This is a genomic window from Paraburkholderia sp. MPAMCS5 (genome assembly GCF_036016995.1).
GTDB lineage: Bacteria > Pseudomonadota > Gammaproteobacteria > Burkholderiales > Burkholderiaceae > Paraburkholderia.
Genome location: NZ_JAYXBK010000021.1, coordinates 1 through 20,759 on the forward strand (window position 1 = coordinate 1; position 20,759 = coordinate 20,759).

Genomic DNA, 20,759 nt, shown 5'->3' on the forward strand with positions numbered 1-20,759 from the left:
TTCATGGTGGATGGTTTGTTGTTTGCTGGTTTCCGGCTTCGACAATCAGATTCTCAGCTAAAACCTCCACCGCCTTCAATCTCCCGCCTCAACTCCCCCGTACACCAGATCCGAGCATATCTCCTGCCGGTTTCACCTGCGGCACAAGTCTGGCCGCCGTTGCACGAGACGATGCGCAAACAGGCCGGGCTCCGTACATCAACCGTTTAATGGTTCACCCAACAGCCCGTGACTCTCATGCAAGGCCATCAGACCTCCTTCCAGCGGCCAATCTTCCGGAGGTGTTGGTCTAGTCATAATCCCCGTCGCACCGGTTGGATTGTTCTACCCATCTGCACTGAGACTATCGTCCTGGACACGCAACTGCACCACGGAACCGTTTCCCGGCCTGCTCTCGATTTTTAAGTGCGCGTCCATCATCCTCGCCCGCTCGGCCATCCCCACCAGCCCGTAAGACCCAAGGCGACGCACTGGCATATCGAACCCTCTCCCGTTGTCGGCCACAATCAGTTCAACCCTAGAACCGGATTTCGTTAGCCGAATTTCAACCTGCGATGCAAACGCGTGGCGTGAAATATTCGTCAGCGACTCCTGAACAATGCGGAAAATCCCAACCGTATGCAATTCGGAAAGAGAAGGTTCCGGGCCCACCGCAATAAGACAACACGGGATCCTTGTCCGGCGACGGAAGTCATCCGCAAGCCACTCAAGGGCGGGCACGATCCCAAAGTCCAGCGCAGCTGGCCGTATGTGATTAACTACACCACGTACAACCCCCATGATGGAATCGACGAGCCGTTTCATCTCATCTGCTTTTTGTAGCGCAACCAGATCGTCCGCGATATTTTGTTTCAGAAGCAAAACTTCAATTCGAAGCGCGGTGAGAAGTTGTCCCAGCTCATCGTGCATTTCCATCGCGATACGCTTTCGCTCAGCCTCACGGGCCGCTTCCAGGCAAATTGAATCTAGTTCGGGCAGCGCTAGCAATCGTCGTTTGGTGTGTATAGTCCTCATCGTCGACGCCTACTCCCGGTTGCCGTCGAGGCGCGACAGGCCTCGCCTAAAAATACGCGGTTATCGTTTCATCGCAAAACAAAACCGCCAATGAAAAAACCTACTCCGTCTTGAATTGTCCGATGCTACGTGCCAAGGCGCTTGCCTGTGCCTGCAGGGACGTTGCTGCCGCGGTGGTTTCTTCGACGAGCGCGGCGTTCTGTTGCACCATTCCATCGAGTTGCGACACCGCATGATTGACTTCCTGGATCCCACTTGTCTGCTCTGTCGTTGCGCGAGCGATGTCTGAGATAATCAATTGAACGCCGGCAGTATTGGCAATGATTTCGCTCATCGTTTCGCCCGCTCGATGTACCTGGCTTGAACCGGCAGTTACGCGCGTGACCGTTGTTTCCACGAGGTCCTTCACTTCACGGGCTGCTTGGGCGCTGCGCTGTGCCAAGCTACGGACCTCATGGGCGACGACCGCAAAACCCCGGCCTTGCTCCCCTGCCCGGGCGGCCTCCACAGCAGCATTAAGCGCGAGGATGTTAGTCTGGAACGCGATGCCGTCTATCACGCCGATGATTTCACCGATCCGACCGGACGCCTCCTCGATATTTCCCATCGTGTCGACGGCATCTGACACGATCTCGCCGCCGCGCGAAGCGATTTTCGCCGCAATACCGGATCGCTCGTCGGCGAGGAGTGCCGCTGCGGCCGACCTATCTACCGTTTCCGCAATCTGCACCATCGATGCGGCCGTCTGTTGCACGCTGGCTGCAGCCGACTCGGTACGGGCCGATAGATCCTGGCTGGCCGCAGCGATTTCATTCGCTGCCGTCCGTACCGATTCGCTGGCGCGGCGGATCTCACACATTACTGTCTGAAGTTTAGCGACGAACTGGTTGAAGGACCGCGCGATGTTAGCCACTTCGTCTCGTCCCTCGTCGTTCAAACGCTGCGTCAAGTCGCCTGTGCCCGAGCCGATCGCCGCCATCGCTTGGGATATTTTCCCGAGGCGCCGGAACGCGGTCGCAGTGATGGCGCCCCCGATGATGGATGCGATGCCGGCCACAATGAGGAGCGACACCAGTGAACCGAGTAGTAGAGAACGCGTCGCAGCTGTCGCTTCAGACTCATCCAGAGCAACGACAACGTCCCAGTCGGTATTTGGCACCTGTTGGGCGCGCACGAGCTTCGTTCTTCCTCCAACCAGGAACTTCGTTGGGACATTGCCCTCACCGCGCATGGTGAGAGTGTCTCCCGCGAATCCGGCTGCGACGTCACTGACCGGTTTGAATCTAAGCTGTGCATCCGGATGCGCAATGACCTTACCGGCATGGTCGATAAGCATCCCAAAACTTCCCGGTGTCGGGCGAATAGACTTCACGTTCTCAACTACGCTATCTAATGCGACATCGCCCACCAGAACGGCCTTCAGTACACCGTCACGCACTACCGGAACAGCCAAAGCGACCAACAACGCCCCGCTCGTACTCACGTAGGGTAGGGCAATCGGCTTGCCTGCTTGCGCGGCGCTCTTATACCAGGGGCGGCTGGTAGGATCGTAACTAGACGGAATGTTTGGCCAGTCCGTAAACTTTGCGGTTTTGTCCGGAAAGCCGACGCCGACGTCAAAGAACCCGCCGGCGACGGCGATCTGCTTGAGCATGGGTCCGGGGTCACCGGCCAACACAACATCTTGCAACGACGAAATCATTCGCGTCTTTTCGGCGATCCAGTCACCGATTGCGGCGGAATGCTCATTGGCGGATGACGTTAGGTCGCGGCTAATCGCGGCATCCATGCTTGCCTTCGCGATCCAATAATCGCTCGCAGTACTGCAAGCGGCGGAGAAAACTACGAGCGCTACGCATGCAAGGACAACGCGCGCGCGAATGGACGATAGCATCGGATAGTATATAGATCGTATGGCTGCTTACATCGGCGTGGATACGCCGGGCTTGGCATGAAACATCAGACGTCGCGGTCATTTACGACGATGACACGTAATTCACGGGCCGGGATGGGAAATGCCGATCGTTGGCGCGACGTATTTCGCCCGCTGTGCGGAACCGGGGTTAGCGGATGACAGCACGAAGAAAGAGCCCAAGGCGCTACAAGACACCGAAATAATGCTGCGCCAAAGCAACCCAATATCGGACACCGGCCGGAATGATGGCGTCGTTGAAGTCGTATTCCGGGTGATGCAGCGACCGGGCGGCCGCACCCGGGGTAGCGTTACCAATCAGCACATAGGTGCCGGGCCGCTCCTCGAGCATGAAGCCGAAGTCTTCCGAGGTCATGTTCGAAGGAATGTGACTGTCGAGGCGCTCATTGCCAAACGTCTCACGAATAACCGTTTCACACAGCGCGGTCTCGGCCGGCGTGTTGATCGTTGCCGGATAGTATTGGAAGAACGTTACCTCGACTTGCGCGCCATACGCGGAGGCCAGTCCCTGGCACATTAGCTGGATGTCGCGCTGCAATTTCTGTTGCAAAGCCGACGAGAGCGTGCGAATCGTGCCGCGCAACTCGGCGCTATCCGGAATGACGTTGTCGGTGTCGCCCGCGTGGAGCATGCAAACCGAAACCACAGCCGGATCGACTGGATCCTTGTGCCGCGCCGCGATAGTCTGACACTGGAGCACCATCGAGCAGGCGAGCGGTATCGGGTCGAGACCCAGGTGCGGCTGAGCCGCATGCGCCCCCTTGCCTGTTACCGTGATTCTGAATCGGCACCCCGCGGCCATGATCGGGCCGGTGCGCAATCCGAAATACCCGGCAGGCAGACCCGGCCAGTTGTGCATGCCAAAGACCGCTTCCGTCCGACATCGCTCGAACAGGCCGTCATCGATCATTTTCCGTGCGCCGGCGCCCCCCTCCTCGCCAGGCTGAAACACGAAATGAACCGTGCCGGGCAACGGGGGCAGCTGCTTCAGGACGCGCGCGGCGCCCAGTAGCATCACGGTATGCCCGTCGTGTCCGCACGCATGCATGACGCCGTTCGCACATGAGGCGTGCGCGAAGTCATTGGCCTCGTGGATCGGCAGCGCATCGAGGTCCGCGCGCAGCACGATGCCACGGTTCGGGTCGGCGCCGGGCAGGCTCGCGACCACGCCCGTGCCGCCCAGCCCGCGCAATACCGCGTAGCCGAGCGATTCGAGCTCACGTGCGACGACGTCTGCCGTCCTGCGCTCTTCGAACCGCAGTTCGGGATGGGCATGCAGGTCGCGTCGCAACTTCGCCCAATGCGCATGATGCGCGTCCAACGAAGAGTCGACCGTTGCGGAGGTATTCAATCTGGGCACCTTTGGAAAGCGAATAGAGTCGACGCCGTGACGCGTTACCGCGTCGGGTAGAACGGCCGTATCAATCGTAGAAGCCGAGGATCGACTTTACTTCCATATACTCTTCCATGCCTTCGATCCCGTACTCCCGGCCATTGCCGGACTGCCTGTATCCGCCGAACGGCGCTTGCGGATCCCAGGCCGGATAGTTCAGATGCACCTGACCCGAACGAATGCGCGCGGCGACCGAGTGCAACAGTGCCTTGTCTGCGCCTTGAACGTGCGCGCCGAGCCCATACACCGTGTCGTTCGCAATAGCGATCGCTTCTTCGACCGAGTCGTAGGGAACGATGGCAAGGACGGGCCCGAAGATCTCCTCCTGAGCAATCCTCATCTTCGTATCGACTTCGGAAAAGATTGTCGGCTGGGCGTAGAACCCCCTGGTCAGGTCGGCTGGCCTTCCTGCTCCGCCCACGAGCAAACGGGCCCGTTCGTCGATGCCGACTTCGATCATCTCCTGCACCCTGCCGAACTGCGCACGATTGGCCAACGGACCGTGGGTCGTGGCGTCGGAGAACGGATCGCCAACGATCATGCTTTCGGTTACCGCGACGGCCAACGCTTCGACCTGCCGCAACACGCCGCGCGGCACGATCATGCGCGTCGGCGCGCTGCACGACTGACCCATGTTCCGAAACGCGGCAGCAACGCCCAGCGATACGGCACGCGGTAGATCGGCATCGGGTAGCACGACGTTCGGCGACTTGCCGCCGAGTTCTTGCGCCACGCGCTTGACTGTCGGCGCAGCTGCCTGCGCAACCAGCACGCCCGCACGCGTCGAGCCGGTGATCGACACCATATCGACTTGCGGGTGTGACGCAAGCAACGTCCCGACTTCCGGGCCGGTACCGCTCACGAGGTTGAATACGCCCGCCGGAACGCCAGCGTCCGAGATGACTTCAGCAAACAGCAAGGCGCTCAGCGGTGAGAGTTCACTGGGTTTCAGCACCACCGTGCAGCCGGCTGCGAGTGCCGGGCCGACCTTCGCCGTAATCTGATAGATCGGCCAGTTCCAGGGCGTGATCAGCGCGCAGACGCCGATCGGCTCACGTACGACCGCAGTCGTCCCCCTTTGCGTCCGGAACGGATAGCCAGCCAGATTGTCACGCGCGACGCGGATATGTTCGGCTGCGAGCGGTACATGCGCGGTGCGCGCATAGCTGATGGGTGCGCCCATTTCCGTTGACAACGCAGCGGCGAACAGTTCGGCGCGCTCCAGCATCAGCGTATGAACGCGGCCGAGCAGCGCGGCACGGTCTTGCGGCGAAGTTGTCGACCAACCGGCGAAAGCGCTACGCGCGGCGAGCACTGCCTGCTCGGCGTCGCGCGCGTTGCCAAGTGCAATCTCGCAGACTGCGTCCTCGGTGGAAGGCGAGATAACGGCGATTCGATCGTTGCCATCGGGTGCAGTCCACTCGCCGTCGATGTAAAAACGGTCGAGCCGTCCTGCCTGAATCAGATGTGGAAGAGGTGAAGTCATTGCAGCGTGTCCTTGATTCGATACCATGCGCCAACGAATGGCAAAAACCACGGCTTGACAAAGTGGCCGGGGATAGCGGGCCAGTCGAAATCTTTCCACGGGTTCAGATCGGCGCGTCCGTCCATGATCTCCGCCATCAACGTGGCCATGTGCGTCCCATGGCCGCTATAGCCCATCGAGTAATAGACCCCGTCACGCTGGCCCGCGCGCGGCAGGCGGTTGGCGGTCATGTCGATCATGGCGCCCCAGCAATAGTCGATGCGCGCGTTCGCCAATTCGGGGAACACCGTGACCATCTGCTGCCGCAAGATCAGCCCGCTCTTTTCGTCGGAGCGCGGGTTCGATGTCGCGAAACGTGCGCGTCCGCCAAAGAGCATCCGGTTATCGGGCGTTACACGAAAGAAATTGACGAAGTTCCTGGTGTCGGTCGCCATCCGGCGAGTGGGCAGCAAACGGTCGAGCAGCTCCACAGCCAAAGGCTCGGTGACGATGATGAACGCCCCGACAGGCACGATTCTTCGCCGAACCCACGCGAACGGTCCCAGCTGCGAGATGCCGCTCGCCAGCAGCACCTGCGGCGCGCGGATCTCTGCGCGCGGCGTCCGCACGATATAGCCCCGAGGTTCCCGCTGCAATCCCAGTACCGGCGCCTGCTCCAGAACATGGGCGCCACGCGCTTGCGCAGCTTTCGCGAGACCACGAACATAGCGACCGACGTGCATCCCCGCGCTTTTCTTGAAGATCAACCCGCCGTGATAACGGTCCAAGCCGATCTCGTCGCGAAGCTCCGTCTTTGTCACAAGGCGCGTGTCAGGGTCCACACTCGCGGCAAGCAACGCCTGGCTTTTCGCAAGCTTATCGAAGTGCTGCGGCTTCCCTGTGCGAGCGAAAGCACAATCGATCGACTCCTCCCTGACGAGCCGCTCGACCATGTCGACACCCGCGTCGAACGCAAGATAGAGTCGGTTGGCCAGTTCCGTGCCGATCCGCTGCGAGAGTGAGGCGTAATCCTGCGCGAAGCCGTTGTTGCACATGCCGCCATTGCGACCCGACGCGGCCTGTCCCACAGTGCCTGCTTCGCAAACGATCACGCGCGCGCCTTTTTTGGCGAGCGCCAAGGCCGCCGCTGAGCCGGTGATTCCTCCGCCCACCACGACTACGTCGCAACTTCCGCTGCCCGTGTCAGGCGAGTTGCTGGCGAATGCTTCGGACGTATCGAGCCAGTAAGAACCCAAATGCATGACAAACTCCAAAGCGGCCGGGCGCGTGCTCATACCCGATACCATGCGTGCAAGCGGCATATCAGACGGTCCGTATTGCGCCTCTAAAGCGTGGCTTGACTGACTAGTGCGTACAAGCGGCAAGTGGGATCGGGTGCGCCGATATGCTCGCGGGCAGGTGCATTGAGAACCATCTTCGAGCAGATGTCCACGCGCTGCAGTCCCTGTTCGCTCAGCCACTCGCTCAAACCTGTTTCCGAGGGCACGTCGATCCGGACGAATTCGCCCTCTCGTCCGCTCAGCCAGTAACCGATCAACGCTTTTGCGCGGGCGTCGTCATGCGAACGAAGCGCGACTACAGGGCCGATCACGTGCCCCCGCCCAAAACGCCGCAACACCGAGAATCCGGTGATCTCACCGTCGCGTTCCAGCACGACGCTTTCCCCGCGCTCGAGCACTGAGGACAAAAGCGCATGGCGCTCGAGGCCCGACGCGCGCGAAGCCAGTTCAACGAGGCCGGGGAAGTCGGCAGGGGTGCCTGTACGCATTCGCTCACTAGCGAGCAACGCAACGGGCAGAGGCTTACCGGCATGCCCTTGGTGTTGCTCCAACGATCCACACACGCGGAAGCCGAGCTTTTCGTAGAGCGGACGACCGGCCGGCGTGGCATGCAGGAATGTGATACGTGGCCCTAACTCTTCGAGGACGATCTCCATCAGCTTACGGCCGATACTGCGGCCCTGGTGCGCCGACGACACGATGACTAGACCGAGTGAGGCCCGGTCCGCGCCGAACTTCCAGCACATCGCAGTACCAATGACGACACCCTGCTCTTCGGCCGCGAACGCTGTCGCCGTATCGGCGAAAAACTGCCAGTCTTCCGGCCTATGCTGCCAACCCAGCGCCATGGAGAGCGCGTGAGCCGCCGGTACGTCGGCCGGAGTGAACTTGCGATACCGAACACCCGTTGCCGAAGCCGGGCCGTTCGCGAAGGAATCGTGTTTCATTAACCTCCCCTATTGAATGTTTCCGTCTGGCCTGAAGCGCAGCCCACTCGGGGCTACGCCGCCGCAACCGCTTCGACTTCGATCTTCAGGCCGTAATGCAGCGCAGGAACCGGCACGACCGCCCGAGCGGGTCTCGCATCACCAGCCCAACGCGCATAGATTTCGTTAAATTTCGCCCAATGGTCAACATTGACGATATAGACACGGACCTGGACCAGTTTGCTGATTTTGCTGCCAGCGCCGGCGAGCGCCGACGCCAGATTCGCCAGTACCTGCTCGGCTTGGTCTTCGAAGGAGCTGTCCGCAAGTTTTCGTCCGCTCGAGTCGATCGGCAGTTGGCCCGACACAAAGATCAGACCATGTGTGACCGAAACGTGACTGTAGTGCCCACCCGGCGTTGCCATTCCGACCGGGTTCATTGTCCGCGGTCGGTCCATACTGTATTCGCTCTGGCCCATCAAAGGCGCTCCATGCAAAAGTATGTCGCTGAATTCAGGGCGCTTCGCCAGCCCTTCGGCAGGATTAATTGCGCCCCGCCATTGGCAAGCGGATGCGACGTACTATAGAAAAAATTATTTTGATTGTGTTTAATCTTGAATGAATCCATCGTTAAGGAACCTTTAATGCTTCAACTGGAAGACATGCAGCTGCTGCGTGTGCTCGGCGTATCGCAATCGCTTGCGGCAGCGGCGAGGTTGTTGGACCTGACGCCGCCTGCGGTCACGGTACGTCTTCAGCGCATCGAAGAGCGAATGGGGGTAAGTCTTGCCACCCGCGCAGCGAGAGGCATCTCGCTCACTGACGAAGGACAGCGCCTTGTTCAGGAAGCCATCGAGATCCTGGAGCGGATCGAGTCCATTCCATCGCGCGTCTCCGGAGCCTCTGCTGGTGTAAGTGGTCATTTGCGCGTCGTTGCTCCATTCGGATTCGGCAGGGAATATGTCGCGCCGCTCGTGCGAGACCTCCATCGCTCACACCCCCATCTGGCGATTTCGCTAATTTTGGTCGAAAGTCCGCTCGCGTCTGCGTCGGGCGCCGACGCGATCGTTTCGATCGGCCACATCAAAGGCTCCTCCTGGGTGGGACATTTTCTGGCGCCGAACGACCGCTTTCTCTGCGCAGGTCCCGCCCTTGCACGTTCGCTGTCAAAGCTCAAGCATCCCTCCGAACTTACCCGGCATCCCTACCTGACCTTACGAGAAAACGATGAAGACGTGACACGTCTGCGTTTTGCCCAGCACGATGCTGTAGGCAAACGCATCGGCAAGGGCGTGATGGTCCGCTTGAGCAGCGCGTTGTCTTCGAACGACGGCACCGTCGTCAGAGACTGGGCCGTCGCCGGCCTCGGCGTTGTCGCGCGATCGGAATGGGATTGCGCGCGGCTGATCGCAGAGGGGAAACTGAAGCACATTCTTCCGGCATGGCACCTGGAACCTGCACCGGTCATGGCCCTGACGCCCACGCGCCAAGGCCTGACCATTCGTCAGCGTGTGTTTCTGGAAGCCGCAAAGCGAGCCTTCGACCCCGTGCCCTGGCGCCGTTGATTCAATCAGGCGCCGCCTAGCGCCACGGATGCGTTACGCCGCATGCGCCCCCATCTAAAAATCAGCGACCTTTCCCCATGCAGAGGAGGCGAATCGGCCCGGTCGATACGGTATGGGGTCCACGATGGGCTCGACACCGGTGGCGAGATCGGCGATCAGGTGGCCTGCGCCGGGGCTTATCCCGAAGCCGTGCCCGGAAAAGCCCGCTGCCAGGATCAATCCCGGTACGCCCGGTACTTCGCCAATTCCTGGAACGCCATCCGGCGTGCTGTCGACGAAGCCCGCCCATGCATGCGTAATCTTCGCGTCGCGTAGTTCGGGCAAAAGTTCGATGGCGCGGCGATGCGTTTCGACGACCGTCGCGCGATCGGGCGTCGGATCCAAGATGCGCATTCGCTCCATTGGCGTCGGCGCATCGAGCCGCCAACGTTTTAGCGTTTCATGGCCGCCACGAACGCCCTCAAGGCCACCCGGAAGAAGGCTGCGCCAGCGCGCGGCGAACATCGGCACGAATTGCGGCGCGAAACGCAGGAATTGGCCCGTCACATCGACGCGCGCCCGCCCGCTGATGGCCAGTGCGTAGCGTCCGTCGTTTCGGCGAGTAACCGATATGCCGGAGGTGAAGAGCGCATCGGGCAAACGATGTTCCACAGGAGAGACGCTGAGTATCGATTGACGAATCGACGCCTGCGGAAAACGGATGCCAAGCTGTCTGCAGAACGACGACGCCCAGGCGCCACCCGCAAGCACCACCGTCCGGGTCTTGATGACGCCGGCTTCCGTGACCACGCCGCTGACCCGCCCGCCCTGAAGTTCGAGGCCGCGGGCCGCGCACGCCTGGATGACACTGCCGCCTAACTTCATGAGCGCAGCTGCCACCGCCGGCGCGGCCTTGGCGGGGTCGGCCGTGCCGTCGGTCGGCGAGAAGACGCCACCTTTCCAGGCACGCCCGGTCACTCGCCCCCGCTCGGTAGCCTGGAGGCTGTCCAGCATGTGAGTTGTCACGCCCGCAGTCTTCGCAAAGTCGCCCCAACTGGCCCACCGGGACAATTCGGCGTCGTCATTGCTGAGGTACAGCAGCCCGCAACGACGAAAGCCCGTGTCTTCGCCCGTTTCGATCGCAAATTGTTCCCAGAGGTCGAGGCTCTTGCTCGCCATCGGCAATTCGCGAGCGTCACGGTTCTGCTGCCGGCACCAGCCCCAATTGCGGCTTGACTGCTCGGCGCCGATTCTCCCCTTCTCGACCAGCGCGACTGAAACCCCGCGCCGGGCCAGGTAGTACGCGGCAAAGACGCCGATGATGCCGCCGCCGATCACCACCACGTCGGCGGCGGCTGGCAGCGTGGGCGAAGTTTGAATCTGCTGCAGCGGAGGTGACATGATCAGCCTCGCTCGGTTGAAGTCTGAACGTTCTGCGTCACGTAAAATTTCGCTACGCGCTCGCGACTCTCCCATCCGATCGGCGCGCCCTGGGGCACAAAGATCGCCTCGCCGGTGCCAAGCGACTGCACGCTGCCATCAGGCGCCGCGAACCGCACGCCCCCAGCCACGAGATACATGAACTCGTTCACCCGATGCGGACGAACGATCCGATGGTAAGGCGTCGAATCCCACGTACCCGCGCTGTACTCCGCGCTTTTATCGGTGAATACATTGTCGCTTCGGCACTGCGGGGCTGGACCGAGTAGCACCTCGGCTGGGAGCGTTGCGGACGGCTTGAAGTCAGCGTCGACGCGCAAAGGAACGATGCCGCTCTTCGTGGGTTCGTTGCAACGCGCCGCACAGGACACGAAGACCGTGCGCGAATCGGCTCGGGCGCGAAGCGCAGTGCCGCCACCAATCACCACGCCCGCGCCCGGACCCAGTACCAAAGTCGCCATTCCGGCCGCTTCTAGCGTGAGCTTGCCTTCGACAACGACGAGGGTCTCGATGTGCGGAAAGCGCGCTACGTCGATCTCGCCAATAAAGCTCACACGGCCCGCGGCCATCGAGTCGGATCCTTCCCAAGCGATCTCCCGATGTTGCGCGAACGGGTCGTGGGTGCCGAATGCTGCTCTGCGGAAGGCAGTTGAAACAGGCGCACCGTCGGCACGGTGCAATACGAATGCTACGGTCACTTTTGCTCCTAAGGATATGGCGGGCGATGGTTCGTTTATCTGAATTCAATCAACAACGGCATTCCGCCTATGCTGAATTGAGAGGTCTAAAGCACAGTTTCATACGCTTTTGAGGGGGTTCACGGCAGTTCCCGCAGTGCACGACGGCGCGCTACCGTTGTGGGCGTGCGGATCTTCGATGTGGTGTGTCAGCACATGGCGCAGAAATTCCCGCGTACGCGCTTCGCGCGGCGAGCCGAGCACGTCTTTCGCACTACCCTCCTCGATGATGAGGCCCGCATGCAGAAAGCAGACACGGTCGGCCACTTCGCGGGCGAACCCCATCTCGTGCGTGACGACGAGCATCGTCATCCCTTCGCGCGCCAACGTGCGCATGACACTCAGCACCTCGCCCACAAGTTCCGGATCAAGGGCGGAGGTCGGCTCGTCAAACAGGATCGCCTTGGGCTTCATTGCGAGCGACCGTGCGATCGCGACACGCTGCTGTTGGCCACCCGACAGCTGATGCGGATACGCGTCGATTTTCTGGCCGAGGCCGACCTTATGCAGCAATTCGATTGCCTCGCGACGTGCCTGCTCAACTGGCTCGCGCTTCACGTGTACTGGCCCTTCCATAACGTTTTCGACCGCGGTACGGTGTGGGAACAGATTGAAGCGCTGGAAAACCATGCCGACCCGGGTGCGCAGCTGATTGATATGGCGCGAGCGTTGCTCGACCACCTGATCCAGCAGCTTGATCTCACCCGAATCGTAGGACTCCAGGGCATTGATGCATCGAAGCAGCGTCGACTTGCCCGAGCCCGACGCTCCAATCAGACAGACTACCTCGCCCTCGTTCACCTTCAACGTAATACCCTTGAGTACCGGCACGTCGCCGAAGCTCTTGTGCACGTCTTTGATTTCGATCATTTGCAGCCTCACTTCACCTTATGTTTGCCGAAGCGCCGTTCGAGCATCTTCGTCAAACTCATCAACGGAAGGCTCATCGCGAGATATCCCGCCGCCACCAGTGTGTAGACCTCCAGGTTCTGGAACGTGGCGGCCGCGATAAGCGATCCTTGACGCGTCATCTCGGCCACGGTGATCGTCGATGCAAGCGACGAATCCTTGAGCATCGATACCAGCGTATTGCTATAGGGCGGCAGCGCAACTTTGATCGCCTGGGGAAGAATCACCCGGGTCATGGTCTTGACGCGGCCCATTCCGATGGATTGCGCCGCTTCGTATTGACCTTGATCCACCGACTCGATGCCCGACCGGATGATTTCCGCGACATAAGTGGAATAGCCGAAGGCAAGCCCCACGATGCTTGCTTGCAGCGCGCTCATCTGCAGATGGATTGAGGGAAAGACGAAGTAGATGTAAAACAGCAGTACGATCATCGGCAGCCCACGGACCAGGTTGATCAACGTGGTGGCAGCGCGCCTGACCGGCGCATGCCGTGACATCTTCAGGAGCGCCCAGACGAGACCGAGCGCGGTACTTAAAATCAGACAGCTAACGGTGATGAAGATCGTCATCCCGGCCCCCTGAAGCAGGATCGGGACAAATTCGACTATGTCGCTCCAACGCATGATTCGCCTTTCTAATAATCGTTGCACTGCATAACCCGGCGCCGATCTTCGTCACAGCGGCGGCGCTCCATCGGCTCGCACGCTACGCTCGGATACTGGCGCAAACCGGGCCGTCTCCTTACCTATCGGCCATACTCATGGACGCCCTTCTGGCCGGGTCTCGGCGGACATAGGACCCAGCCAGAATACATCGCGATGCACCCTGCAAAAATCGATCTGACGTCTTCTTGTCAACCACCAAACTTCCATTTTTTGAGGATGCCGTCCAGCGTTCCGTCCGCCTTCATTTTCGCCAACCCATCGTTGATCTTCGCAAGCAATGCAGCATTTCCCTTCTTCACACCGAATGCAATGGGCACCTTCCGTAGTGGCGTAAATCCATCTACAACCCGACAGCCTTGCAGCGTACCCGCCGCTTCCTGCGCCTTCCAGACCGGATAGTCGTTGAACGCTGCCGTAATACGGCCCAACGCGACATCACGCGCCATGTCTGCCCCTGTGGTGTAGAGCTTGACCTCCTTGAAGATGCCAAGCTTCATCAGTTCATCTGAGGTTTCCTCGCCGAGACCTGCTCCGACAACCGTACCCTTCAGATCTTCAACGGTGCGGTAGTTGTTCTTGTCCGAAGCATTGACGATGATCCCTTTGCCAAAAAACGCCACCGGCTGCGAGAAGTCGATCACCTCTTCACGCTTGGGCGTCGGCGTCATGCCCGCGACGATGAGGTCGATCTTTTCCGAGACGACGGATTGGATCAGCGCTGAGAACGGGATGACGTCGAAGGACACATCGAAACCCTCGCGTTTCCCGATTGCACGAATCACATCCGGCATGACGCCTTGAATCTCGTGCGTTTTCATATCCAGGAATGCATTCGGCACGCTCGATGGCGTGGTCCCGGCAGAAACGTTGACTGGCGCTGCCCATGCATGACCAGCGCTAAGTGCCGCTGGGACGGCGATGGCAGCAGCCCATAGAAGGCGCTGGAAGAAGCAGCTCCGCGAGCCGGTGACGCGTTGCGATGTATGTGAATACATGACAGATCCTCAACTAAAAGTCATCAAATATGCAGGGACGTGCCGGATCGGGCCCGCGTGTTGCATGACGATTCGGCCGCTTTGCTCTTCATACTAAAGAGCAGCATCTGGACAGGCACGATGGCGTGAGCCGGTGGGCCGCACCCACGGGTGCGCTCGCCTTCTCGCGCCGGTGGAACGCCCACCGCATGCGGCAGGTCCATGCCGCAAACTATAGGAAAGAATCTTTTTCCCATGCTTAATGTCCAAAAAATTCGACGTTAAGCCACCGTTAATGCCGGAGCGCGCGCGACCTTCACGCATTCGCCATTCAGGGTGGCTTAATGGCCGGTTTATTCTTCATTAAGCACAAATTCTCGGCTAACTTCTATAGTGGCTACTCCTCGTGCGCCGCCCGGCATCGAAACCGACCGCGCCACGAATTGCCAGGAGCCGCTGATGAATTTGGAGTCGTTGAACACACCCGCTGCAGTGATCGATGTCGCGCGTATGCACCGCAACATCGAACGGATGCAGCAACGCATGAACGCGCTCGGCGTCAGGTTCCGTCCGCACGTCAAGACGACTAAATGCGAGCAGGTAGTCCGGGCACAAGTGAACGCCGGAGCACACGGCATCACCGTATCCACACTGAAGGAAGCCGAACAATTCTTCGCAAGCGGCATTCGCGACATCGTCTACGCGGTGGGCATGGCGCCGGCAAAACTCGCGCAGGCGCTGGCACTGCGCCGACAAGGCTGCGATCTGAAAATCGTTGCCGACAGCGTCACCTGCGCCGAGGCCATCGCTGCGTTCGGTCGAGCACACGACGAGCCCTTCGAGGTCTGGATCGAGATCGACGTCGACGGTCACCGCTCAGGTATCGCACCTGATGACGACGCGCTTCTCGCTGTCGCAGCGACCCTGTCCAACGGCGGAATGCATCTCGGTGGCGTTTTGGCCCATGCCGGTTCAAGCTACGACTACGATACCCGCGACGAGCTCGTGCGCATCGCTGAGCAGGAACGATCGCGCTGCGTGCGAGCCGCTGAACGCATTCGGGCAGCGGGCCTACGGTGCGACGTCGTGAGCATCGGATCGACACCGACAGCGTTGGCCGCCGAACATCTGGAAGGCGTGACCGAAGTCCGCGCAGGCGTCTACGTCATGTTCGATCTTGTCATGCACAACGTCGGCGTAAACGACACATCCGAGATCGCATTGAGCGTGTTGACTACCGTTATCGGGCACCAGAGCGAGAAAGGCTGGGCCATTGTCGATGCGGGGTGGATGGCCATGAGTCGCGACCGCGGTACCCAGCGCCAGAAGCGCGACTTTGGATACGGGCTCGTTTGTCGCGAAAGCGGAGAGATGTTGGGCGAGTATCTGATGAGCGGTGCGAACCAGGAGCACGGGATCGTCTCCCGGTCGGGTACGCCGGATCACGAGATCGAGAAACATTTTCCGATCGGGACGCGCCTTCGGATATTGCCCAATCATGCGTGCGCCACCGGCGCACAGCATCCCGCCTACCAGGCCGTCGGTCCTGATGGCAATGTAGAAACCTGGCCACGGTTCTATGGCTGGTAACGAGCGACGAATTTGAATCCATCGAGAGGGAGCCTCGTTATGAAGTATGTCTCGACCCGTGGTGCCAGCGCGGGCTTGCGGTTTTCCGAAGTATTGATGGAAGGACTGGCGGCGGATGGTGGCCTCTACGTGCCCACCACCTACCCCAGGATCGACGACGCAACGCTGCAGCACTGGCGCGGCCTGTCGTATCCCGAGTTGGCCTTCGAGATTGTTTCGCTGTACATCGATGACATTCCCGCTGACGAACTACGCACCATCATCGCCAGGACCTACACGCAGCAGACGTTTGGCTCCGCGCAGATCGCACCTTTGCGGAAGCTCGACGAATCGATCGCTTTGCTGAACCTGTCCAATGGGCCAACGTTCGCGTTCAAGGACATTGCGATGCAGTTGCTCGGCAACCTTTTCGAAGCCGAGCTGGGGCGCCGCGACGCAGAACTGAACGTTCTCGGCGCCACCTCGGGCGATACCGGCAGCGCGGCGCAATACGCCATCCGGGGCAAGCAAAACGTCCAGGTGTTCATGTTGAGCCCCCATGGGCGCATGAGCCCGTTCCAACAGGCGCAGATGTTCAGCCTGCAGGACAAGAACATCCACAACCTCGTGATCGAGGGCAGCTTTGACACTTGCCAGGATATCGTCAAGGCTGTTTCTGCCGACCTCGCGTTCAAGCGGCAACACAATATCGGCACGGTCAATTCCATCAACTGGGCGCGCTTGCTAGCGCAGGTCGTCTATTATTTCTCCGGTTATTTTCAGGCGACCAACGACAACAGCGAGCGCGTCTCGTTTTGTGTCCCCTCCGGCAATTTCGGCAATATCTGCGCCGGCCACGTCGCCCGCATGATGGGGCTGCCGATCGAGAAGCTGGTGCTGGCCACCAACGAAAACGATGTGCTTGACGAGTTTTTCAAGACCGGTCGATATCGCGTTCGCACCAGCCACGAAACGATGGTGACCTCCAGCCCGTCGATGGACATCTCGAAGGCATCGAATTTTGAGCGTTTCGTCTTCGATTTGTTGAACCGGGATGCCCAGCGCATCGGGCAGCTGTTTGGCGAAGCGCTTTCACAGCGCGGCCAGTTCAATCTGACAGAGCAAGAGACCGCGCGCATCGCCAGCTATGGCTTGGTGTCGGGCAAGAGCACGCACGCGGACCGGTTGCGGACGATTGCCGATACCTGGGGACGCCATCGCACGATGATCGATCCGCACACCGCCGATGGTGTCAAGGTTGCGCGCGACCAGGTTCAACCGGGCATTCGAACCATCGTGCTCGAAACCGCGCTGCCGCTGAAGTTCGCGGACATCATCCGCGAGGCGACCGGGCAGGAAGCGCCGCGGCCCGCATCGGTTGCCGAGCTGGAGCAACGCCCCCGGCGCTGCGAGCTGATCGCGGCGTCGGCCGATGCAGTGATGGCATACATCGCCCGGCATTGCAACGCCTGAGCCCATCGAGAGGCACGTGTCATGGCTGTATTTACTCCCGTCTCCGAGCAAGAAGCTGCTGCTTTCATCGCACCGCTGACGCTCGGAAAGCTGACTTCACTACGCGGCATTCCAAGCGGAATTGAAAACACCAACTATTTCGTTACAACGCACGCAGGTGAATTTGTGCTCACCCTCTTCGAGCGGCTGGGCAAAAAGGAATTGTCGTTCTACCTGCAACTGATGCAGCATTTGGCCCGAAAGAGAATCCCCGTGCCTGAGCCAAAGGCGGATGCCCGTGGCCGGATACTGTTGGAATTGAACGGCAAACCCGCTTGTGTCGTGACTAAGCTGGAAGGGCGGCATTGTCTCGAACCTGCGCCGCACCATTGCGAGCAAGTCGGCGACATGCTGGCGCGCATGCACCAAGCCGGCAGTGATTTCCAATTGGAGCAAGTCAATTTGCGGGGCTTTGACTGGTGGGTTCAGGCCGCTGACCGGTTGCTGCCGTTTCTCGATGACGAACGGCGCGGCGTTCTTCTTGACGAACTCAGGTTCCAGCACGCACTCGCCAGTGATCGCTTGTACCGGACACTGCCCCGAGGCTTCGTACATGGCGACCTGTTTCGCGATAACGTCTTGTTCGCCTCTGCGGCCGGCTCAGACAACCGAACCGGCGTGGAAAAGCTGTCGGGCTTTTTCGATTTTTACTTCGCGGGAACCGATGTATTCATATACGACGTCGCAGTGTGTCTGAATGACTGGTGTATCGATCGCCGGTCGGGAGCACTACTGCCCGCCATGGCCACTGTCTTCGTTAAAGCCTATGAGCGCGTTCGCCCGCTGAGCTCGCTGGAGCGACGCTACTTGCCCGCAGTGCTCAGAGCAGCGGCTTTGAGGTTTTGGCTATCGCGCCTGGTGGATTTGCACTTCCCTCGCGAATCGGCATTGCTCCATGCACATGACCCGGATCACTTCTTTCGCGTGCTGTGCCGTCACCGGTGCTCATCACTTTCCTCATTCCCGGACGCAAACACGTTGACATCATGACAAAAGCTTATCAATTGCGCGATCTGATTCGAGCCGACAATTTCATCAATGGCGAGTGGGTTCCCGCCGCAAGCGGCAAGCGCTTTGCCGTGACCGATCCGGCAACGGGCGAAGTCATCACTGAAGTTGCCGACAGCGGCCCTGCCGATGCGCGAGCCGCCACCGATGCCGCCGCGCGCGCCTTCCCCGCCTGGCGGGATACCTTGCCGAAGGACCGCGCCGCCGTGCTGCATCGCTGGCATGCACTGATCATTGAACACGCGGATACGCTCGGGCATCTCATCTCGCTGGAACAGGGGAAGCCATTTCTGGAAGGGCGTGGCGAGGTGATGTACGGCGCGTCATACGTCGCATGGTTTGCCAATGAAGCAACACGAATCTATGGCGATATTATTCCGCAGCAGCAGCGCGGCAAGCGCATGAGCGCGGTGAAGGAACCGGTAGGGATTGTCGCGGCAATTACGCCGTGGAATTTTCCGCTCGCGATGATCGTGCGCAAGATTGCGCCGGCGCTCGCGGCAGGCTGCACGGTTGTCGGCAAGCCGGCCGAGGACACGCCGCTCACCGCGTTCGCGCTGGTCCTCCTCGCACATGAAGCAGGCGTTCCCAAAGGCGTGCTCAATCTCATCAGTACGTCGCGAGCCAACGCGTTTGAGTCCGTCAAAGACTGGTTGGACGACGGACGCGTGCGCAAGATCACTTTCACCGGTTCAACGCCGGTAGGCAAGTATCTGGCGCGCGAGTCGGCGGGGACGTTGAAAAAGCTTTCGCTCGAACTCGGCGGCAATGCGCCTTTCATCGTGTTCGACGACGCGGATCTCGAGGCCGCGGTCGCGGGGCTCATGGCATCAAAGTTTCGCAACGGCGGGCAGACGTGCGTCTCCCCGAATCGCGTGTACGTGCAAGCGCCGGTATACGATAGGTTCGCCGATCTGCTCACCATGCGCGTTGCCGCGTTAAAGGTCGCGCCCGCGACAGATCCAGAGGCGCAAATCGGCCCGATGATCAATCACCGGGCGGTCGAAAAGATCGACCGTCACGTGAACGACGCGATCGAGCGCGGTGCACGGGTGCTCACAGGCGGCAAGCGCCTGACCGAACTCGGCCTGAACTACTACGCGCCGACTGTCCTCGCCGGTGCCACGGCCGATATGCAATTGAATTGCGAGGAAACGTTCGGCCCTGTGGTGCCGCTGTTCCGTTTCCACGACGAAGAGCAAGCAATCCGCGCCGCCAACGACACACCGTTCGGCCTCGCAACGTATTTCTATAGCCAGGATTTGCGCCGCATCGATCGCGTATCGCGCCTGCTCGAAGCGGGACTCGTCGGCATCAACGAAGGTGCGCTTTCGAGTGAGGCCGCGCCATTCGGCGGCGTGAAAGAATCGGGCTATGGCCGCGAAGGCTCGAAGTACGGCCTCGATGATTACCTCTCGATCAAGTATCTCTGCGAGGGCAACCTCGAATGAGCGTGTTCGACGCTCGCGCGCCCGCTAGCCTCGCCGCATTTTCTTTATCGATCGTGTATTGACGACAACATGAGCGACTTTCGCAGCGACACAGTCACGCAGCCCACACCTGCAATGAAGCAGATGATGATGGAAGCGCCACTGGGCGACGACGTCATGGGGGAAGACCCCACCGTCAACCTCCTGCAGGAGACCGCCGCCGCGATGCTCGGCTTCGAGGCAGCACTGTTCGCGCCCAGCGGCACGCAGACCAATCTCATCGCGATGATGACGCATTGCCAGCGCGGCGAAGAAGCCATCGTCGGCCAACAGTGGCATACCAACCGCTGGGAAGCAGGCGGTATGGCGGTGCTCGGTTCGATTCAGCCGCAGCCGCTGGAGCACGAGCCCGACGGCACCATCGCCTTGCACGACATCGAAGCCGCCATCAAGCCCGACGACCCGCACTTCGCCCGCACACGCCTCGTCGTGGCTGAAAACACTTTCGGCGGCAAGGTACTGCCTATGCAATACATGAACGACGTCGCTGCTTTGGCGGAGCGCCACGGATTGCGCTCGCACATTGACGGCGCGCGCCTCTGCAACGCGGCCGTCGCGCTCGCCGACGGCGGCGATCCGCTGCAGCGTGCGCGCGAGCTCTGCGAAGGTTTCGATTCGGTATCGCTATGTCTCTCGAAGGGGCTGGGTGCGCCGGTGGGGTCGCTGCTGCTGGGCTCCCGAGACTTCATCCGCCAGGCGAGCCGCGTGCGCAAGATGCTGGGCGGCTCCATGCGCCGCATCCGCTGGGTCACGCACCTCGACGTGTGTCGGAAGGATGTCGAACGCGCCATCAAGGCCGTAGCATCGTTCTGATCGCTCCACTAATACGGTTCCATCGACAGGAGAATCAATGAAACCGGCCATCTTTTCCCATAG

Annotated in this window: 18 protein-coding genes and 1 pseudogene; 7 read left to right on the top strand and 12 right to left on the bottom strand. The window is 60.4% G+C overall.

Translation table 11 applies throughout. The features are described from left to right. On the top strand, positions 1 to 210 hold a 210-nt coding region (locus VOM14_RS28745; protein ID WP_327632112.1), incomplete at its 5' end, for a hypothetical protein. Positions 211 to 324: 114 nt separating this feature from the next. On the opposite strand, the gene VOM14_RS28750 is transcribed toward VOM14_RS28745, so the two are convergent. The 7 genes from VOM14_RS28750 to VOM14_RS28780 form a co-directional block, all read right to left on the bottom strand. Further along, the gene (locus VOM14_RS28750) at positions 325 to 1,014 is read right to left on the bottom strand and encodes a sensor histidine kinase (RefSeq protein ID WP_327632113.1); all 690 of its coding nucleotides are present in this window, start codon (positions 1,012 to 1,014) and stop codon (positions 325 to 327) included. 100 nt (positions 1,015 to 1,114) lie between these two features. Then, positions 1,115 to 2,908, bottom strand: coding sequence for a methyl-accepting chemotaxis protein (locus VOM14_RS28755; protein ID WP_327632114.1), 1,794 nt, complete (start codon positions 2,906 to 2,908; stop codon positions 1,115 to 1,117). Between the two features lie 205 nt (positions 2,909 to 3,113). After that, positions 3,114 to 4,298, bottom strand: a complete 1,185-nt coding sequence (locus VOM14_RS28760) for a M20 aminoacylase family protein (protein WP_442955599.1) — start codon at positions 4,296 to 4,298, stop codon at positions 3,114 to 3,116. Between the two features lie 70 nt (positions 4,299 to 4,368). Continuing rightward, positions 4,369 to 5,826 (bottom strand): aldehyde dehydrogenase family protein, encoded by a 1,458-nt coding sequence (locus tag VOM14_RS28765; RefSeq protein ID WP_327632116.1) that lies wholly within the window; start codon positions 5,824 to 5,826, stop codon positions 4,369 to 4,371. Beyond that, a complete protein-coding gene (locus VOM14_RS28770; RefSeq protein ID WP_327632192.1) occupies positions 5,823 to 7,067 on the bottom strand; it encodes an NAD(P)/FAD-dependent oxidoreductase in 1,245 nt (414 codons plus the stop codon). The genes VOM14_RS28765 and VOM14_RS28770 overlap by 4 nt, the downstream gene beginning before the upstream one ends. 83 nt (positions 7,068 to 7,150) lie before the next feature. Continuing rightward, complete coding sequence (locus VOM14_RS28775; protein WP_327632117.1) at positions 7,151 to 8,053, bottom strand: GNAT family N-acetyltransferase; 903 nt, start codon at positions 8,051 to 8,053, stop codon at positions 7,151 to 7,153. 53 nt (positions 8,054 to 8,106) lie between these two features. Continuing rightward, entirely contained in the window at positions 8,107 to 8,511 is a 405-nt protein-coding gene (locus tag VOM14_RS28780) for a RidA family protein (protein ID WP_327632118.1), read from the bottom strand. Positions 8,512 to 8,676: 165 nt separating this feature from the next. Here VOM14_RS28780 and VOM14_RS28785 point away from each other — a divergent pair, with 165 nt between their 5' ends. Beyond that, on the top strand, positions 8,677 to 9,597 hold the full coding sequence (locus VOM14_RS28785) for a LysR substrate-binding domain-containing protein (RefSeq protein ID WP_327632119.1): 921 nt from the start codon (positions 8,677 to 8,679) through the stop codon (positions 9,595 to 9,597). A 54-nt stretch (positions 9,598 to 9,651) separates the two neighbouring features. On the opposite strand, the gene VOM14_RS28790 is transcribed toward VOM14_RS28785, so the two are convergent. From VOM14_RS28790 to VOM14_RS28810, 5 genes are all read right to left on the bottom strand, one after another. Beyond that, on the bottom strand, positions 9,652 to 10,977 hold the full coding sequence (locus VOM14_RS28790) for an NAD(P)/FAD-dependent oxidoreductase (protein ID WP_327632120.1): 1,326 nt from the start codon (positions 10,975 to 10,977) through the stop codon (positions 9,652 to 9,654). 2 nt (positions 10,978 to 10,979) lie between these two features. Beyond that, a complete protein-coding gene (locus VOM14_RS28795) occupies positions 10,980 to 11,714 on the bottom strand; it encodes a cupin domain-containing protein (protein ID WP_327632121.1) in 735 nt (244 codons plus the stop codon). Positions 11,715 to 11,813: 99 nt separating this feature from the next. After that, positions 11,814 to 12,623: an amino acid ABC transporter ATP-binding protein gene (locus tag VOM14_RS28800; protein WP_327632122.1), complete on the bottom strand. Its 810-nt coding sequence runs from the start codon at positions 12,621 to 12,623 to the stop codon at positions 11,814 to 11,816. An 8-nt stretch (positions 12,624 to 12,631) separates the two neighbouring features. Further along, positions 12,632 to 13,288, bottom strand: coding sequence for an amino acid ABC transporter permease (locus VOM14_RS28805; RefSeq protein ID WP_327632123.1), 657 nt, complete (start codon positions 13,286 to 13,288; stop codon positions 12,632 to 12,634). A gap of 230 nt (positions 13,289 to 13,518) precedes the next feature. Beyond that, complete coding sequence (locus VOM14_RS28810; protein WP_327632124.1) at positions 13,519 to 14,325, bottom strand: ABC transporter substrate-binding protein; 807 nt, start codon at positions 14,323 to 14,325, stop codon at positions 13,519 to 13,521. Between the two features lie 438 nt (positions 14,326 to 14,763). Between VOM14_RS28810 and VOM14_RS28815 the strand changes: the two genes are divergently transcribed. From VOM14_RS28815 to ltaE, 5 genes and pseudogenes are all read left to right on the top strand, one after another. Beyond that, complete coding sequence (locus VOM14_RS28815) at positions 14,764 to 15,894, top strand: DSD1 family PLP-dependent enzyme (RefSeq protein WP_327632125.1); 1,131 nt, start codon at positions 14,764 to 14,766, stop codon at positions 15,892 to 15,894. A gap of 39 nt (positions 15,895 to 15,933) precedes the next feature. Then, entirely contained in the window at positions 15,934 to 17,346 is a 1,413-nt protein-coding gene (gene thrC, locus VOM14_RS28820) for a threonine synthase (RefSeq protein ID WP_327632126.1), read from the top strand. A gap of 21 nt (positions 17,347 to 17,367) precedes the next feature. Continuing rightward, complete coding sequence (locus VOM14_RS28825) at positions 17,368 to 18,375, top strand: homoserine kinase (protein WP_327632127.1); 1,008 nt, start codon at positions 17,368 to 17,370, stop codon at positions 18,373 to 18,375. Beyond that, entirely contained in the window at positions 18,372 to 19,844 is a 1,473-nt protein-coding gene (locus tag VOM14_RS28830) for an NAD-dependent succinate-semialdehyde dehydrogenase (protein ID WP_327632128.1), read from the top strand. The genes VOM14_RS28825 and VOM14_RS28830 overlap by 4 nt, the downstream gene beginning before the upstream one ends. Positions 19,845 to 19,913: 69 nt before the next feature. Continuing rightward, positions 19,914 to 20,621 (top strand): annotated as a pseudogene (gene ltaE, locus VOM14_RS28835) (low-specificity L-threonine aldolase); the annotation flags it as partial. Positions 20,622 to 20,759 lie beyond the last annotated feature (138 nt).

What these genes read in the sequence shown, in the direction of transcription:
- VOM14_RS28750 (WP_327632113.1), bottom strand. Translation starts at nt 1,014, where the DNA reads ATGAGGACTATACACACCAAACGACGATTGCTAGCGCTGCCCGAACTA.
- VOM14_RS28770 (WP_327632192.1), bottom strand. Translation starts at nt 7,067, where the DNA reads ATGCATTTGGGTTCTTACTGGCTCGATACGTCCGAAGCATTCGCCAGC.
- VOM14_RS28830 (WP_327632128.1), top strand. Translation starts at nt 18,372, where the DNA reads ATGACAAAAGCTTATCAATTGCGCGATCTGATTCGAGCCGACAATTTC.
- VOM14_RS28805 (WP_327632123.1), bottom strand. Translation starts at nt 13,288, where the DNA reads ATGCGTTGGAGCGACATAGTCGAATTTGTCCCGATCCTGCTTCAGGGG.
- VOM14_RS28810 (WP_327632124.1), bottom strand. Translation starts at nt 14,325, where the DNA reads ATGTATTCACATACATCGCAACGCGTCACCGGCTCGCGGAGCTGCTTC.
- thrC (WP_327632126.1), top strand. Translation starts at nt 15,934, where the DNA reads ATGAAGTATGTCTCGACCCGTGGTGCCAGCGCGGGCTTGCGGTTTTCC.
- VOM14_RS28780 (WP_327632118.1), bottom strand. Translation starts at nt 8,511, where the DNA reads ATGGGCCAGAGCGAATACAGTATGGACCGACCGCGGACAATGAACCCG.
- VOM14_RS28790 (WP_327632120.1), bottom strand. Translation starts at nt 10,977, where the DNA reads ATGTCACCTCCGCTGCAGCAGATTCAAACTTCGCCCACGCTGCCAGCC.
- VOM14_RS28815 (WP_327632125.1), top strand. Translation starts at nt 14,764, where the DNA reads ATGAATTTGGAGTCGTTGAACACACCCGCTGCAGTGATCGATGTCGCG.
- VOM14_RS28800 (WP_327632122.1), bottom strand. Translation starts at nt 12,623, where the DNA reads ATGATCGAAATCAAAGACGTGCACAAGAGCTTCGGCGACGTGCCGGTA.
- VOM14_RS28755 (WP_327632114.1), bottom strand. Translation starts at nt 2,908, where the DNA reads ATGCTATCGTCCATTCGCGCGCGCGTTGTCCTTGCATGCGTAGCGCTC.
- VOM14_RS28765 (WP_327632116.1), bottom strand. Translation starts at nt 5,826, where the DNA reads ATGACTTCACCTCTTCCACATCTGATTCAGGCAGGACGGCTCGACCGT.
- VOM14_RS28775 (WP_327632117.1), bottom strand. Translation starts at nt 8,053, where the DNA reads ATGAAACACGATTCCTTCGCGAACGGCCCGGCTTCGGCAACGGGTGTT.
- VOM14_RS28825 (WP_327632127.1), top strand. Translation starts at nt 17,368, where the DNA reads ATGGCTGTATTTACTCCCGTCTCCGAGCAAGAAGCTGCTGCTTTCATC.
- VOM14_RS28785 (WP_327632119.1), top strand. Translation starts at nt 8,677, where the DNA reads ATGCTTCAACTGGAAGACATGCAGCTGCTGCGTGTGCTCGGCGTATCG.